The sequence below is a fragment of the Arenibacterium sp. CAU 1754 genome (assembly GCF_054482635.1).
This window is the reverse complement of record NZ_JBTLRG010000002.1, coordinates 1087883-1102785: the sequence shown is the minus strand read 5'-3', so window position 1 is coordinate 1102785 and position 14903 is coordinate 1087883. Positions and strand designations below refer to the sequence as shown.

At 62.7% G+C, this 14903-nt stretch carries 14 protein-coding genes; 9 read left to right on the top strand and 5 right to left on the bottom strand.

The genetic code is table 11. The annotated features are described in order from the left end of the window. Positions 1-41: 41 nt before the first annotated feature. Genes ACXYMO_RS12125 through ACXYMO_RS12115 form a run of 3 tightly spaced genes read left to right on the top strand, consistent with a single transcriptional unit; the run spans position 42 to position 2498 of the window. The gene (locus ACXYMO_RS12125) at positions 42-794 is read left to right on the top strand and encodes an SDR family NAD(P)-dependent oxidoreductase (protein ID WP_458878946.1); all 753 of its coding nucleotides are present in this window, start codon (positions 42-44) and stop codon (positions 792-794) included. A gap of 31 nt (positions 795-825) precedes the next feature. Continuing rightward, positions 826-2019, top strand: a complete 1194-nt coding sequence (gene kynU, locus ACXYMO_RS12120) for a kynureninase (protein WP_458878945.1) — start codon at positions 826-828, stop codon at positions 2017-2019. Beyond that, positions 2016-2498 (top strand): GNAT family N-acetyltransferase, encoded by a 483-nt coding sequence (locus tag ACXYMO_RS12115; RefSeq protein WP_458878944.1) that lies wholly within the window; start codon positions 2016-2018, stop codon positions 2496-2498. The genes kynU and ACXYMO_RS12115 overlap by 4 nt, the downstream gene beginning before the upstream one ends. Positions 2499-2509: 11 nt before the next feature. Here ACXYMO_RS12115 and ACXYMO_RS12110 read toward each other — a convergent pair whose 3' ends face one another. After that, a complete protein-coding gene (locus ACXYMO_RS12110) occupies positions 2510-3094 on the bottom strand; it encodes a TetR/AcrR family transcriptional regulator (RefSeq protein WP_458878943.1) in 585 nt (194 codons plus the stop codon). Between the two features lie 96 nt (positions 3095-3190). On the opposite strand from ACXYMO_RS12110, the gene ACXYMO_RS12105 reads away from it, so the two are divergent. Together ACXYMO_RS12105 and ACXYMO_RS12100 are read left to right on the top strand one after the other, a co-directional pair. Beyond that, positions 3191-3655: a (2Fe-2S)-binding protein gene (locus ACXYMO_RS12105; RefSeq protein WP_458878942.1), complete on the top strand. Its 465-nt coding sequence runs from the start codon at positions 3191-3193 to the stop codon at positions 3653-3655. Positions 3656-3658: 3 nt separating this feature from the next. Next, on the top strand, positions 3659-5899 hold the full coding sequence (locus tag ACXYMO_RS12100) for a xanthine dehydrogenase family protein molybdopterin-binding subunit (RefSeq protein ID WP_458878941.1): 2241 nt from the start codon (positions 3659-3661) through the stop codon (positions 5897-5899). Positions 5900-5985: 86 nt separating this feature from the next. Here the strand turns inward: ACXYMO_RS12100 and ACXYMO_RS12095 are convergent, their stop codons facing one another. The 4 genes from ACXYMO_RS12095 to ACXYMO_RS12080 all read right to left on the bottom strand — a co-directional run bounded on the left by ACXYMO_RS12095 (position 5986) and on the right by ACXYMO_RS12080 (position 10201). Beyond that, entirely contained in the window at positions 5986-6516 is a 531-nt protein-coding gene (locus ACXYMO_RS12095; RefSeq protein ID WP_458878940.1) for a flavodoxin domain-containing protein, read from the bottom strand. An 85-nt stretch (positions 6517-6601) separates the two neighbouring features. Continuing rightward, entirely contained in the window at positions 6602-7381 is a 780-nt protein-coding gene (locus ACXYMO_RS12090) for a gamma-glutamyl-gamma-aminobutyrate hydrolase family protein (RefSeq protein WP_458878939.1), read from the bottom strand. 214 nt (positions 7382-7595) lie between these two features. Then, complete coding sequence (locus tag ACXYMO_RS12085; protein ID WP_458878938.1) at positions 7596-8021, bottom strand: GlcG/HbpS family heme-binding protein; 426 nt, start codon at positions 8019-8021, stop codon at positions 7596-7598. A gap of 38 nt (positions 8022-8059) precedes the next feature. Continuing rightward, entirely contained in the window at positions 8060-10201 is a 2142-nt protein-coding gene (locus ACXYMO_RS12080) for a malate synthase G (RefSeq protein ID WP_458878937.1), read from the bottom strand. Between the two features lie 208 nt (positions 10202-10409). Here ACXYMO_RS12080 and pepN point away from each other — a divergent pair, with 208 nt between their 5' ends. From pepN to ACXYMO_RS12060, 4 genes are all read left to right on the top strand, one after another. Next, a complete protein-coding gene (gene pepN, locus ACXYMO_RS12075) occupies positions 10410-12962 on the top strand; it encodes an aminopeptidase N (protein ID WP_458878936.1) in 2553 nt (850 codons plus the stop codon). Between the two features lie 123 nt (positions 12963-13085). Next, on the top strand, positions 13086-13616 hold the full coding sequence (locus ACXYMO_RS12070; RefSeq protein ID WP_458878935.1) for a hypothetical protein: 531 nt from the start codon (positions 13086-13088) through the stop codon (positions 13614-13616). A gap of 47 nt (positions 13617-13663) precedes the next feature. After that, positions 13664-14404 (top strand): SDR family oxidoreductase, encoded by a 741-nt coding sequence (locus ACXYMO_RS12065; protein ID WP_458878934.1) that lies wholly within the window; start codon positions 13664-13666, stop codon positions 14402-14404. Beyond that, a complete protein-coding gene (locus ACXYMO_RS12060; RefSeq protein ID WP_458878933.1) occupies positions 14385-14825 on the top strand; it encodes a hypothetical protein in 441 nt (146 codons plus the stop codon). Before ACXYMO_RS12065 ends, ACXYMO_RS12060 begins: the two co-directional genes overlap by 20 nt. Positions 14826-14903 lie beyond the last annotated feature (78 nt).

Sequence of the window (14903 nt, the reverse complement as noted above, 5' to 3'; positions counted from 1 at the left end):
AACCGGTAGGGTCTGCAAAACATCACAAACGGGGAAAATTCATGTCACTCAGCGGGAAACACGCCCTGATCACCGGTGGCGGCACCGGCATTGGACTGGCGATCGCACGGGCGCTGGCCGATCAGGGCGCACAGGTCACCATCACCGGACGCCGCCGGGAGGTTCTGGACGAGGTCGCCGGGAACGGGATCACCGGCATGGCGATGGATGTGCGCGACGAAGCCGACGTCGTGGCCAAAATCGCAGCCGCCGTTGAGGCCCGCGGACCCATCCAGATCTGCGTGGCCAACGCCGGGATCGCCGAGGGCAAGGCGGCGCATAAGACGACCATGGAGTTCTGGCGCAACATGATGGCGACCAACCTGGACGGGGCTTTCCTGACGATCCGCGAATGCCTGACCAGCATGCGCCAGACCGATTGGGGCCGCGTGCTTACCGTTTCATCGATCGCCGGGGTCCGGGGTCTTCAGGGCGCGGCTTGTTATTCGGCGTCAAAACACGGGCTGATCGGGCTGACCCGGTCACTGGCCGAGGATTATCTGGGTCAACAGATCACCTTCAACGCTATCTGCCCGGGCTACGTGGACACGCCCATCATCACCCGCAACGTCGACAGCATTTCCAAACGCGCAAAGGTGAGCGAGGAACAGGCCCGCGACATCATGGTGCAGGCCAACCGGCACAAGCGCCTGATCGAACCCGAAGAGGTCGCCGCCGCAGCGCTGTGGCTGGTCGGTCCGGGATCGCAGAGCATCAACGGCCAGACCATCGAAATCGCGGGCGGTCAGGTTTGATTGCCCCGCCCCTGTGGACAGGACATATCCGATGACGGATTTCGCAGCGACCAAAGCCATGTTTCACCTTCCCGAAGGGATGATCTATCTGGATGGCAATTCACTGGGCCCCCTGCCCAAGGCGGCGCAGGCGCGTGTCGTCACGACACTGGGCGAGGAATGGGGCGATATGCTGATCACCGGCTGGAACAGGGCCGGCTGGATGGATCAGCCCCGCGCCCTAGGCGACCGGATCGGCCGGTTGATCGGGGCCGAACCGGGGCACGTGGTCCTTGGTGACACGCTGTCGATCAAGGTCTATCAGGCGCTGGCCTCGGCCCTGGCCCTGCGCCCCGAGCGGCGGGTGATCCTGTCGGATACCGGCAATTTTCCCACCGATCTTTACATGGCCGAGGGGCTGACCGGTATGCTGGCCCAGGGGCACGACCTGCGCCTTGTCGATCCCGATCACCTGTATGAGTCCCTGACGGACGAGGTTGCGGTGCTGATGCTGACCGAGGTCGATTATCGCACCGGTCGCCTGCATGACATGGCCGCTCTCACCAGACGCGCGCATGAGGTGGGTGCGCTGACGATCTGGGATCTGGCCCATACGGCGGGCGCGCTGCCAGTGGACGTGGCCGGGGCGGGCGCCGATTTCGCGGTGGGGTGCACCTATAAATACCTCAACGGTGGCCCCGGTGCGCCGGCTTTCATCTATGTCGCGCCGCATCTGGCCGAACTGGCCACGCCGGCGCTTTCGGGGTGGCTGGGCCATGGCGAACCCTTTGCCTTTGATCTGAACTATCACCCCGGCGACGGAATCGACAGGATGCGCGTGGGCACCCCGCCGGTGCTGCAGATGGCCGCGCTCGAGGCGGCGCTGGATGTCTGGGATAGTGCCGACATTGCCGATGTGCGTGCCAGGTCCATCGCCCTGAGCGATCTGTTCATCGCCGAGGTCGAAGCCGCCTGCCCGATGCTGACGCTGGCCAGCCCGCGCAACGGGGCCGAGCGTGGCAGTCAGGTATCGTTCCATTTCGAACAGGGATATGCCGCGATGCAGGCGCTGATCGCGCGCGGCGTGATCGGCGATTTCCGCGCGCCTGATATCATGCGGTTCGGCATCACGCCGCTGTTTCTGGATGAACAGGACATCCGCGCCGCCGTCGCCATTCTGGCGGACGTCATGCAGAACCGGCTGTGGGATCACCCGGATTACATGGCGCGCAAAGCGGTGACGTGACCCTGGAGGTACGCCGATACCGGGACGGGGACGCCCCCGATGTCTACGCGGTCTTTCACGAGGCCGTGCATATCGGCGCCCGCCATCACTATTGCGACGCCCAGCGCCGCGTCTGGGCCCCGCATGACAGGATGCCCGACAGTTTTCCCGACCGGCTGGCCGGGATGGAAACCTTTGTCGCCCGCGATGGCGACGGCATTGCCGGTGTGATGGCGGCCACGCGCGCGGGGTATCTCGATCTTGCCTTTGTGCGGCCCCGGTGGATGGGGCGCGGCATGGCGCAGGCCCTCTACGAGGCGGTGATCAAGGATGCACAGGACCGCGGCGCGGTGCGGCGCATGACCACCCATGCCAGCCACCTGGCGCGCCCGTTTTTCGCGCGCAACCGGTGGCGGGTGGACTATCCCGAAACGGTGTGTCGCGATGGCGTCATGCTGGACCGGTTCGCCATGTCGCTGGATTTGCCGCCGCGCGACTGATCGCCAAAGGATCAGCCCGCAGTGGCCAGTGCATCACCGAACAACTGCGCAAGGGTGCGCACGCGCGCGCAATAGGTCGCGTAATCCGGCACGTCCGTTTTCATTCCCTTCAGAGCGGCCGTCATCGTCGCGGCCACCTGGGACGCGCTGCCGTCGAATGTAACGGTGCCAGCCTTTGCCTGACGCGCCAGCCAGTCGGCATAGACCTCGGTCAGGCGGGCCTCGCCCTCATTAATGATGTCGCGGGCATTGGCATTTGTGGAATCAAAAAGTTCCAGCCCGTGGGGCGAACTGAGCATCGTCTCGACCGCTTTGCCGCCCTGCCCGACAAAGGCGGCAAGCAGTTGATCCTGCACCGCTCCCGGACCTGACAGGGCCTGCGTGACCGTGTCGGCAGCGTCGCAATAGACCTGCCGGGCAAGGTGGCGAAAGATGTCTTCCTTGTTGCGATAGTGCAGATACAACGCCGGGCGTGACATGCCTGCGGCCCGGGCTATGTCATCCATCGACGTCTTGCGAAACCCATAGGTCGCAAAGCTTTGCCAGGCTGCGCCAAGAATGGCCTGCTGTTTGGGGTCGGTCGATGCGTCTTTCATGCCTTCGTCCTGACAGTTTGGCCAAAATTTGTCAATTGACCGAACTGACATTTTAGACTATTTTTGTCAAAACGCCATAACCGCGGGAGAATTCAGATGACCACCGAACTGACGATCAACGGAACGACCCACAAGGTCGATCTGCCGGACGACGTTCCCCTGCTCTGGGTCCTGCGCGACGCGCTGAACATGACCGGTACAAAATATGGCTGCGGCGTTGCGGCCTGCGGCGCCTGCACTGTTCAGATCGGCGGGGAACCCGTGCGCAGTTGCCAGGTGGCCCTGTCCGATGTCTGGGACGAGGTGACGACGATCGAGGGGATCGGCACGCCAGAGACCATGACCCTACTCCAGCAGGCCTGGGTCGAACATCAGGTAGCCCAGTGCGGGTATTGCCAGTCGGGCCAGATCATGCAGGCCGCAGCCTTGCTGGCCGAAACGCCCGAGCCCACCGACGACGATATCGACATCGCGATGCAGGGCAACCTGTGCCGCTGTGGCACCTATCCCCGCATCCGCGCCGCGATCCACACGGCCGCATCCAAGATGAAGGAGGCCTGATCCATGGCCAGCATCGGTAAAATCGCCCGCCGCACCTTTCTGATCGGGTCCGCCGCCATCGTGGGGGGCGTCGGTTTCGGGCTCTACAAAATCAATCAGGAGCCCCCAAATCCGCTGAAACCCGGACCGGGCGAGGCAACGCTGAACCCCTTTGTTCTGATCGATCAAGAGGGCGTGACCCTGATTTCGCCCCGCGCCGAAATGGGTCAGGGCGTGCACACCACATGGGCCGCGTTGATTGCCGAGGAACTGGACGTGGACATGGCCGCGGTGCGCGTTCTGCACGGTCCGGCGGCCAAGGCCTATTATAACTCGGCCATGATGGGGGATGCGCTGCCCAACAAGGGCTATGACATATCGAATTTCCAACACAACGTCGGCGAGGCGCTGGGGGTTCTGGGCAAGCTCGTGAACCTGCAGATGACCGGCGGGTCGACGTCAATGAAGGACGGGTTCGTCCGCATGCGCGAGGCAGGCGCCGCCGCGCGAGAAGCGTTGAAAGAGGCAGCCGCCCAGCGCCTTGGACTGGACCGGGCGCAGCTGAAGACGGAGAACGGCGCGGTTATCGCGCCCGATGGCACCACGCTGACCTATTCAGAACTGGCCGTGGCCGCAGCCGAGATCGACCCGCCCGAGGTGGCGCTGCGCGATCCCAGGAACTGGCGCCTGTTGGGCAAGACCGTGCCGCGTGTGGATATGGTCAACAAAACCAACGGCACCGCGCAGTTCGGCATCGATGTCCGTTTGGGCGGGATGAAATTTGCCGCCCTGCGGATCAATCCCCGGCTGGGCGGCATGATGGAGGCATTCGACGCCTCGGCCGCCGAAACCATGCCGGGCGTGGAAAAGGTTATCGATCTTGGCTCCGGCGTCGCGGTTGTGGCCAGCAACACGTGGCTGGCCCAACAGGCCGTGGATTCGGTCGATATCATCTGGGGCGAGGCCCCCTATCCCGCAACGACCGAGGCGATTTTCGAAGAAATCGCACAGGCTTTTGAGGGGGACGCGAATTCAGCCCTGCGAGATGACGGCGATGTGGACACCCTGCCCGAAGGCGCGACAGTTGTCACGGCAGACTATTCCGCGCCCTTCCTCGCCCATGCGACGATGGAGCCGATGAATGCCACCGCGCTCTATAGCGGCGAAACGCTGGAGATCTGGTGCGGCAATCAGGACCCGATCTTTCAACAGACGACCTGCGCAAAGATCGCCGGGCTGAATGCCGAGGCGGTGACCGTCAATACCACCTTTTTGGGAGGCGGGTTCGGTCGGCGGGCTGAGTTGGACTTTGCCAGCTATGCCACGCGGGTTGCCATCGCGATGCGTGGCACCCCGGTGCAGCTGACCTGGTCGCGCGAAGAGGACATGACACACGACTTTTATCGGCCCGGTGCGCTGGCGCGGTTCCGTGGGGCGCTGAAGGACGGGCGCGCGGTGATGGTCGATGGCCGGATCGCGGCGCAATCGCCGGTGCGTCAAGCGCTGGCGCGGCTGGCCGACCTGCCTGCGGCGGGCCCCGACAAGGTGCATGTGGAAGGCGCGTTCAACCAGCCCTATGCGATCCCGAACTACCGCATTCGCGGATATCTGTCCGATCTGACCATTCCGGTCGGGTTCTGGCGGTCGGTCGGCAATTCCTTTAACGGGTTCTTCCATGATACGTTTCTGGACGAGATGGCCCATGCCGCCGGGCGCGACCCGCTGGAGTTTCGCCTGGAGATGATGCGCGACGAACACGCCCCGTCGGCCGGATGCCTGGAAGCGGTGGCCAAGATGTCGGGCTGGAGCGGAAAAACCCCCGAAGGTGTCGGGCGCGGCGTGGCGTTCACCTACAGCTTTGGCACGCCGGTTGCGCAGGTGATCGAAGTCGTGGACGAGGACGGATCGATCCGCATCGCCAAGGCGTGGATCGCCTGTGACATGGGCACGGCGCTGGATCGCGGCATCATCGAAGCCCAGATGGTCGGCGGCATGATCTATGGCTTGTCGGCCGCCTGTTTCGGGGAAATCACCTTTGCCGATGGCGAAGTGGAGCAACGCAATTTTCCCGATTACGACGCCCTGCGCATTCACAACACGCCCGAAACCGAAGTGGCGATTTTCGAGACCAATGCCCACCTGGGCGGCGCCGGGGAACCGGGCACACCGCCCGCGATGCCAGCCCTTGGCAACGCGCTGTTCGATCTGACCGGCAAGCGGGTGCGCGATCTGCCCTTCAGCAAGTCCTTTAATCTGCTGGCGTGACGGATTGACAGGGAGGACGGGGGCCAGCCCCCGTCGCCCGATGGGCGACTCCCCCGGAGTTTATCCGGCAAGATGAAGCATATGGATCATGCGACGGGGGCCCAGGCGCGCATGAGATCGCCCAAGGCAGCCCAGTTAGTATACTCCTTGTCAGCCTTGGGATCGACAGTTTCCCCTTTTTGCGACGCGATATAGCGCATCGCCCAAGAGCGGAAGAAGTCGTACTGGGTAAACCGGAAAGCACCGGGCACCTGCACCACCTGACCGGGGATCCATTCTGCCTCGGCACAGAACTCCCCGGCGATTTTTTCAAGTTCTGCATGTTCCTGCGGATCCGTGCCCGCAGCGGCCAGCGACACCTGCAGGAACAGAGTGGGCATCGCGTTCAGCGCCGCGTGAAATTGCGCCGCGAAATGGCCCAACGCCTTTTGTACATGACCTATGTGGACCGATCCGGCCAGGATCGCCGCATCGAAACTGTCTATATCCAGGTCGTCGGCATCGCTGACGTTGAGCAATTCAACGCTGTGGCCCAGCGCAAAAAGCTGATTGGCGCAATACTGGCTGATCTTGCGCGTCTGGCCTTCGGTCGTCGCGTAACAAATCAGGATTTTCATGGTCAGGGTTTCTCCGACTGCGAGTAGTCAAGCATCGCACAGTCAGCCGACCGCCACTTTGCGCCGGATCAAGAATCTTCGCGGATCAGCCAGTTTTCTTCAGGGGTTCGGGCCGCTCGCCACGGGCCCAGGCGCGCGCGGCATCGCCGAAGGCTGCGAACAAGGGACGCGAGACCGGATCATTGGCCGCATCCCATTCCGGATGCCATTGCACGGCCAGGGTAAAGCCGGGCGCATCCTGAACATAGATCGCCTCGGGCGTGCCGTCGGGTGCGTGGCCATCCACCACGATACGGCTGCCGGGGGCCTTGATCCCCTGCCCGTGCAGCGTGTTGGTCATCACCTGCGTCGCGCCGAAAATCTTATGGAACGGCCCGCCGTCGGTGACGGTCACCGCGTGGCGCAGGGCGAATTTCTCTTCCAACGTGCCATCGGGCGGCATGCGGTGGTTGTCGCGCCCCGGCAGATCGCGGATTTCGGGGTAAAGCGTGCCGCCCATGGCGACGTTCACCTCCTGAAAGCCACGGCAGATGCCGAGGAAAGGCTGGCCACGCTCGACACAGGCGCGCACCAGCGGGAGAACGATCGCATCGCGGGCCCGATCAAAGGCGCCATGCGCCTCGGTTTCGGGTTCGCCGTATTCTTCGGGGTGGACGTTGGGGCGCCCGCCGGTCAGGACAAAGCCGTCGCACGCCTCCATCAGTTCGGGCACCGACACAAAGCGCGGATCGGCCGGGATCAAAAGCGGCATTCCACCGGCGACCGAGGACACGGCCTCGGAGTTCATCGATCCGCCGGCATGCACCGGATACTGATCGTTGATGAGATGGACGTTGCCGATGATACCTATAACGGGGCGCGTCATGTTCTGGCCTGAGCAATTGAATCACTGGCGAAGGTATATATCGCCTGCGTCGCCTGCAACAGTTTGCCCCTGCACCGCGACAAAAGCGCATGTGTACATGCACACAATCTGCGCATCCCAGGATGCAGAGACGCACAGAAAAGAGCACGTCAACAAAGGACAGCCCAGTTTGAGGGGGGGGAACCCGACCGCCTTGGGCGCCCGGGTCAGGTGTTCAGATCTCGCCGATCAGCGCCGCGGCTTCGATCCCGGCCATTGCGGCGGCGGCGTCGTTATCGGAAGTGTCGCCAGTGACGCCGACAGCCCCGATAACCGCGCCTGTCTTGTCGCGCACCAGAACACCGCCGGGCACCGGGACGAACTGACCGGCGAACAACCCGTTCATGGCGTTCACGAAATAGGCCTGCTGTTCGGCCCGGTTCATCTGGGCCGTGCCCGCCATGCCCAGCATGACCGAGCCATAGGCCTTGCCATGGGCGATGTTGAACCGCCCGGGCGATGCGCCGTCTTCGCGTTCGAATGCAATGATATGCCCGCCCGCATCCAGCACCACCACGGAGAGCGGCTTCAGCTCCATTTCGCGCCCTTTTGTGAGGGTCTTGCGGATGATGGTACGCGCCTTGCGCAGAGAAATTTTCATCTTTTATCCTTATCTGTCCGTGCGTTGCCGGTCACACCTCAGCCTGCAGCTTTCAACTCCAACCGCCGGGCATGCAAGACCGGCTCGGTATATCCAGACGGTTGAACGCGGCCCTCGAACACCAGATCACAGGCCGCCTGAAAGGCGATGCTGTCAAATGCGGGCGCCATTGGCCGATAAGCGGGATCACCCGCATTCTGACGGTCAACGACGACGGCCATCTTTTTCATCCCGGCCATCACCTGTTCGCTGGAAACGACGCCATGGTGCAACCAGTTGGCCAGCGCCTGCGACGAAATCCGGCAGGTTGCGCGATCTTCCATCAGGCCGACGTCATGAATGTCAGGCACCTTTGAGCAGCCCACCCCCTGATCGATCCAGCGCACCACGTATCCCAGGATACCCTGGGCATTATTCTCGATTTCCTGAGTGATTTCGTCATCGCTCAGGTTGCGGCCGGACATCACCGGGATGGTCAGCAGATCGCCCAGCGTGCCACGGGCACCACCGGCGCGGATTTCGTCCTGGCGGGCAAACACATCGACCTGATGGTAATGGGTCGCGTGCAGTGTGGCCGCTGTCGGCGACGGCACCCAGGCACAGTTTGCGCCCGCTTGCGGGTGGCCGATCTTGGCGGCCAGCATGTCGCCCATCAGATCGGGCATGGCCCACATGCCCTTGCCGATCTGCGCCTTGCCCTGCAGCCCGCAGGCCAGACCGATATCGACATTGCGATCCTCATAGGCCGCGATCCAGGGCGTCGATTTCATCTCGCCCTTGGGCAGCATCGGACCCGCTTCCATGCTGGTATGAATTTCGTCGCCCGTCCGATCAAGGAATCCGGTGTTGATAAAGGCGACCCGCGATTTCGCCGCGCGGATACATTCCTTGAGATTGGCACTGGTGCGGCGTTCTTCGTCCATGATGCCCATTTTCACCGTGTTCTGCGGCAGGCCGAGGATATCCTCGACCATTGTGAAAATCTCATCTGCAAAGGCCACTTCTTCGGGGCCGTGCATCTTGGGCTTGACGATATAGACCGACCCGTGGGCCGAATTGCCGCCCGCGGCCTTGAGGTCATGCATGGCGATGGCCACGGTGCACAGCGCATCCATCAGCCCCTCGCCGATTTCGCGCCCTTCGGCGTCCAGAACCGCAGGGTTAGTCATCAGATGACCGACATTGCGCACCAGCATCAGCGACCGGCCCTTGAGCGTCACCTCGGACCCGTCCGGTGCGGTCATGGTCAGGTCTGGGTTCAGGCGACGGGTCAGCGTTTTGCCGCCCTTTTCGAATTCCTCCACCAGGTCGCCGCGCATCAGGCCAAGCCAGTTGTTGTAGGCGACAACCTTGTCCTCGGCATCGACACAGGCCACGGAATCTTCGCAATCCATGATCGTGGAAAGCGCCGATTCAAGGCGGATATCTGATATGCCCGCCGTGTCGGCAGCGCCGATCGCACTGCTTGCATCCACTTCAACGATGATGTGCAAGCCATTGTTTTTAATAACAATTGCACTGGGGCTGGCGGCATCGCCCTGGTGACCGGCGAACTGGCCCGGCACGTCCAATGCCACGCCACCGGCCAGCATTGCGCCGTCCTGCACCACCAGGTCGCTGATCCCGGTCCAGCTTCTGCCGGCCAAGGGCGCTGCCTTGTCCAGAAAATCGCGCCCCCAGGCAATGACCCTCGCCCCGCGCGCCGCATCATAGCCACCGCCCTGCGGCAGGTCGCCCAGCGCATCGGTGCCATAGAGCGCATCATAGAGCGACCCCCACCGCGCGTTGGCCGCGTTCAGCGCAAAGCGCGCATTGGTGATCGGTACAACCAACTGCGGGCCCGCGACGCTGGCGATCTCGGGATCCACGTCGGTGGTTTCAATGTCGAAATCCGGCCCTTCGGGTAGCAGATATCCGATATCGCGCAGAAAGGCGTCATAGGACTGCGCATCATGTGCCTGCCCGCGGCGGTCCACATGCCACGCGTCGACCTTTGCCTGAATGTCTTCACGCTTGGCCAGCAGCGCCCGGTTTTTCGGGCCGAGATCCGTCACCATGCGCGCCAGTCCAACCCAAAACACCTCGGGTGTGACACCAGTTCCCGGCAGCGCCCGGTCCTCGATGAATTGCACCAGTTGCGTGGCCACTTTCAGCCCGCTCTTGTTCTGCCGGTCGCTCATTGGTGTGACTCCCCTTACGTGACACTGTCCTTGGTCCTACGTGATTGCTGATTAGAACGAAAGTTTCCTATAGGCAACATTCTGGTAAAATTAATTTACCAAAATCACCCACAGCTGCTTCAAATCCTGTTTGACGGAACCGCGCGCCATGGCTTGCAGCCCGCAGGCAGGTTTCCTAACGTCCCCGCAAGCAACAGGAGCATGCCCCATGCGCGACGCCGCCCCCAAGACCATCTACCTGAAAGATTACACGCCCTTCGGTTTTGTTGCCGACGCGGTCCACCTGACGTTTGATCTGGCTCCGAACGCCACCCGCGTGACGAGCAGGATCGAATTCCGCCCCAACCCCGAGGCCCCGGGGCGCGATTTTTTCCTGCATGGCGAGCAATTGACCCTGATCCGGGCCAGCATCGACGGGGCTGAGCTGAAACCGGACGTGACGCCCGAGGGCCTGCGCTGCGCGGTTCCGGACGCCCCGTTCGTGTGGGAGGCCGAGGTCGAGATTGATCCGGCCAACAACACCGCGTTGGAGGGGCTTTACATGTCCAACGGCATGTACTGCACCCAGTGCGAAGCCGAAGGGTTCCGCAAGATCACCTATTACCCCGACCGCCCGGATGTGATGAGCGTCTTTACCGTGCGCATCAACGGCGATCTGCCGGTGCTGTTGTCCAACGGCAACCCGAAGGCACAGGGCGACGGCTGGGCCGAATGGCACGACCCGTGGCCCAAACCGGCCTATCTGTTCGCGCTGGTCGCGGGCGATCTCGTTGCGCATTCCGACAGTTTTACAACCGCGTCCGGCAAGGATGTCGCGCTGAACATGTGGGTCCGCAAAGGCGACGAACACAAGTGCAGCTTTGGCATGCAAGCCCTTAAGAAATCGATGAAATGGGATGAAGAGGTTTACGGGCGTGAATATGATCTCGACGTGTTCAACATCGTCGCCGTGGATGATTTCAACATGGGCGCGATGGAGAACAAGGGGCTTAATGTCTTTAACTCTTCGGCGGTGCTGGCCAGCCCCGAAACCGCGACGGATGTTAATTTCCAGCGGATCGAGGCGATCATCGCCCATGAATATTTTCACAACTGGACAGGCAACCGCATCACCTGCCGCGACTGGTTCCAGCTCTGCCTGAAAGAGGGGCTGACCGTGTTCCGGGATGCCCAGTTCACATCCGACATGCGCTCGGAACCGGTCAAGCGCATCACCGATGTGATCGACCTGCGCGCCCGCCAGTTCCCCGAGGACAACGGCCCCCTGTCGCATCCGGTGCGGCCGGAAAGTTTTCAGGAAATCAACAACTTCTACACCGCAACTGTTTATGAGAAGGGTGCCGAGGTGATCGGCATGCTGAAACGGCTGGTCGGCGATGCCGCCTATGCCGAGGCGCTCGATCTCTATTTCGCGCGCCATGACGGTCAGGCCTGCACGATCGAGGACTGGCTGCAGGTTTTCGCGGATGTCACGGGCCGTGATCTGAGCCAGTTCAAACGCTGGTACAGCCAGGCAGGGACGCCGCGCCTGTCCGTCTCCGAAGACTGGGAAGACGGCACGTACCGCTTGACCTTTACCCAGACGACACCGCCCAGCGCGGCCAGCGCCGCGCCCGAACCGCTTGTCATTCCGATTGACGTCGGCCTGTTGGGACCCAACGGAGACGAGGTGCGCCCGACCGAGACCCTGGAGATGAGCGAAGCCACACAAACGTTTGATTTCAGCGACTTGGCGGCAAAACCTGTTCCATCCATCCTGCGCGGATTCTCCGCGCCGGCCATCCTCGACCGGGACGCGGGCGCGGGCGAACGCGCGTTCCTGCTGGCCCATGACACCGATCCGTTCAACAGGTGGGAGGCGGGCAGCGCCCTGGCCCGCGCGACACTGAACGATATGGCGCTGAACGGGGCCGCGCCGGACGGGGCCTATCTGGATGGCATGCTCGCTGTTCTGCGCGATGACACGCTCGACCCGGCCTATCGTGCGCTGATGCTTGCGCTGCCGGGGGACAATGAACTGGCCGCGGCGCAAGCCGAAGACGGGCACATCCCCGACCCCGATGCGATCTGGACCGCGCGCGAAACCCTGAAACAGGCCTTTGCCCAACACGCGCAAGACACCCTGCCGCGTGTGTTCGCCGCCTGCCAGATCGACGGACCGTACAAGCCGGATGCCGAGCAATCGGGCAAACGGGCGTTGGCAGGCGCGGTTCTGGGGCTGATGTCACGTCTGGACGGCGGGACCGAGGCCGCCCGTCAGTATCAGAGCGCCGACAACATGACCCTGCAACTGAACGCGCTGGCCTGTCTGCTGACTGCGGAAAAGGGTCAGGACGAACTGGCCGCCTTTTATGACCAGTGGCAACAGGACCGGCTGGTGATCGACAAATGGTTCATGCTGCAGATCACCCAGGCGACACCGGCCACGGCGGCAATTATCACGAAAAACCTGACGGAACATCCTGACTTCAATTGGAAAAACCCAAATCGATTCCGCGCTACGCTGGGCGCTTTGGTGGCCAATCATGCCGGGTTCCACACTGCGGACGGCGCGGGCTATGCGCTGTTGGCCGACTGGCTGATCCGGCTGGATCCGGTGAACCCGCAGACCACGGCGCGCATGTGCAGCGCGTTCCAGACCTGGCACCGCTACGACGGGTCCCGCCAGGCCCTGATCAAGGCCCAGCTTGATCGCATATTGGCCCAGCCGGACCTGTCGCGCGACGTCACCGAGATGATCACCCGTATCGCCGGGGCCTGAGACCGCGGGATGTGACCCGCAAGCCGCGCCTTGCGTGGCCTGCGGGGCGCTGGCGTGCTGCGGGCTTGAATGGTGCAGGTCGTCGGATACTCTGACCGTGTTACACGGTTTGGGAGTATCTTGATGCCTGTTGTGATCGCCCTTATGGGTCTAATTGTTACCGTTGGCTATTTCGTGATCCGCGCGCGCAACACAGCGCGCGTCGGAGCCGATCTGCTGGACATGGCAAATGACGTGCGCCTTGCCGCGCGCCGTTTCGGGTTTCGCCGCCAAGCCAACCTGCACCCGGTGGAATCCATCGAAGACCCGCAAATCGCGCTGGCTGCCATCGCCTCGGCCTTTGTCGAACTGGACGATCTGCCCACCGCCGATCAGCGTGCCGCCCTGACCCGCGAAATGGCGCAGACATTCGACGTGAGCGCCAAGGACGCCGAGGAACTTTCGGTTCTGGGCCGCTGGATGGTGGCCGAATGCGGAACGCCGGATGCCGCCATTTCCCGCCTGTCGCGCAAGTTGAAACGCCTGTCGGGGGCCGACGGTTTTACGCGGTTGATGACCTTGGTCCAGACGGCGGCACAAACAGGCAGCGGACAGCTGAGCCGCAAGCAAAGCGAGGCGCTCGACGACATCAAGCGCGCCTTTCGCATCAGCTGATTTTCTGTCATCCCTTTCAGGACTGTCACTGAAACGGAGCGCCTGAAATGAACCGCATCCTTCTTGTCACGGGCGCCAGCGCCGGGATCGGCGCCGCGACGGCGCGGATGGCCGCAACGCGCGGCTATGATCTGGTCCTGAACTACAACAGTGATCGCGCCGGGGCCGAGGCCGTCGCCAGCGATGTCCGCAGCGCAGGAGCACGGGCGCTGGTGGTACAGGCAGACGTGGCCGACCCGGATCAGATAACGGCGATGTTCGGCGCAATTGACGCCGAATTCGGCCGGCTGGATGCGCTGGTCAACAATGCGGGCGTGGTGGACAGAACCGCCAAGGTCACCGAATTCACCTATGACCGCCTGCGCCGCATGTTCGACATCAACGTGATCGGCGCAATGCTGGTCGCGAAAGAGGCGGTTCTGCGCATGCAGGCACAGGGGACCGGCGGTGCGATAGTCAACGTCTCGTCCGCCGCGGCGCGGTTGGGATCGGGCGGGCAATATGTGGACTATGCCGCATCCAAGGCCGCAATTGACATATTTACCAAAGGGTTGAGCGACGAAGTCGCCTCAGAAAACATTCGCGTGACTGCCATCCGCCCCGGCCTGATTGAAACCGGGATTCACGCCAAGGGCGGTGAACCCGGCCGCGCCGAACGGCTGGCCCACATGGTTCCGATCAAGCGTACGGGATCGGCAGAAGAGGTCGCCGAAGGCATTCTGTTCCTGCTGTCGGATCAGGCCAGCTATGTGACGGGCACGGCGCTGGATGTCTCGGGCGGTCGCTGATTTCACCTTTGAACGGCAGGGCCGGTCGCGCCGCGCCATTCTTGCGCTGGCGGCGGCTTACGCTGTGTTGTTCGCCGCATGGTGGTTTCTGGACGCCGCGCCTTGGTTGATCGGGGCGATTGGCTTGTTCACCCTGCCCGCGCTGTGGGAGGTTCTTGCCAACCCTGCGGCGGGTTTGCGGCTGACGCAGGATCGGGTGATCTGGCACAGTGGACGGCGCGGCGGCGACCTGCGGCTAGAAGACATCGATCATGTGCGTCTGGACACCCGATGGGATTTTTCCGTGCGCACCAGCGCGGTTCTGACCTCGGACAAGCGCATCCGCCTGCCCGACGAATGCCTGCCGCCCCATCGGGCGCTGGAAATGCAACTCAAGGCGCGCAATATCCGAACCGAACGGCACCATTTCTCGTTCTTTTGAGACAAATTCGCCCATAAGTTGCGCAACCTTCCAAAACTCACCCAATATATTGAGAAAAAGTCATGAATCCGCCCGATC

Excerpts from the sequence above, each read along its gene's own strand:
- ACXYMO_RS12125 (WP_458878946.1), top strand. The coding sequence starts at position 42 with ATGTCACTCAGCGGGAAACACGCCCTGATCACCGGTGGCGGCACCGGC.
- kynU (WP_458878945.1), top strand. The coding sequence starts at position 826 with ATGACGGATTTCGCAGCGACCAAAGCCATGTTTCACCTTCCCGAAGGG.
- ACXYMO_RS12110 (WP_458878943.1), bottom strand. The coding sequence starts at position 3,094 with ATGAAAGACGCATCGACCGACCCCAAACAGCAGGCCATTCTTGGCGCA.
- ACXYMO_RS12105 (WP_458878942.1), top strand. The coding sequence starts at position 3,191 with ATGACCACCGAACTGACGATCAACGGAACGACCCACAAGGTCGATCTG.
- ACXYMO_RS12100 (WP_458878941.1), top strand. The coding sequence starts at position 3,659 with ATGGCCAGCATCGGTAAAATCGCCCGCCGCACCTTTCTGATCGGGTCC.
- ACXYMO_RS12095 (WP_458878940.1), bottom strand. The coding sequence starts at position 6,516 with ATGAAAATCCTGATTTGTTACGCGACGACCGAAGGCCAGACGCGCAAG.
- ACXYMO_RS12090 (WP_458878939.1), bottom strand. The coding sequence starts at position 7,381 with ATGACGCGCCCCGTTATAGGTATCATCGGCAACGTCCATCTCATCAAC.
- ACXYMO_RS12085 (WP_458878938.1), bottom strand. The coding sequence starts at position 8,021 with ATGAAAATTTCTCTGCGCAAGGCGCGTACCATCATCCGCAAGACCCTC.
- ACXYMO_RS12080 (WP_458878937.1), bottom strand. The coding sequence starts at position 10,201 with ATGAGCGACCGGCAGAACAAGAGCGGGCTGAAAGTGGCCACGCAACTG.
- pepN (WP_458878936.1), top strand. The coding sequence starts at position 10,410 with ATGCGCGACGCCGCCCCCAAGACCATCTACCTGAAAGATTACACGCCC.
- ACXYMO_RS12070 (WP_458878935.1), top strand. The coding sequence starts at position 13,086 with ATGCCTGTTGTGATCGCCCTTATGGGTCTAATTGTTACCGTTGGCTAT.
- ACXYMO_RS12065 (WP_458878934.1), top strand. The coding sequence starts at position 13,664 with ATGAACCGCATCCTTCTTGTCACGGGCGCCAGCGCCGGGATCGGCGCC.
- ACXYMO_RS12060 (WP_458878933.1), top strand. The coding sequence starts at position 14,385 with ATGTCTCGGGCGGTCGCTGATTTCACCTTTGAACGGCAGGGCCGGTCG.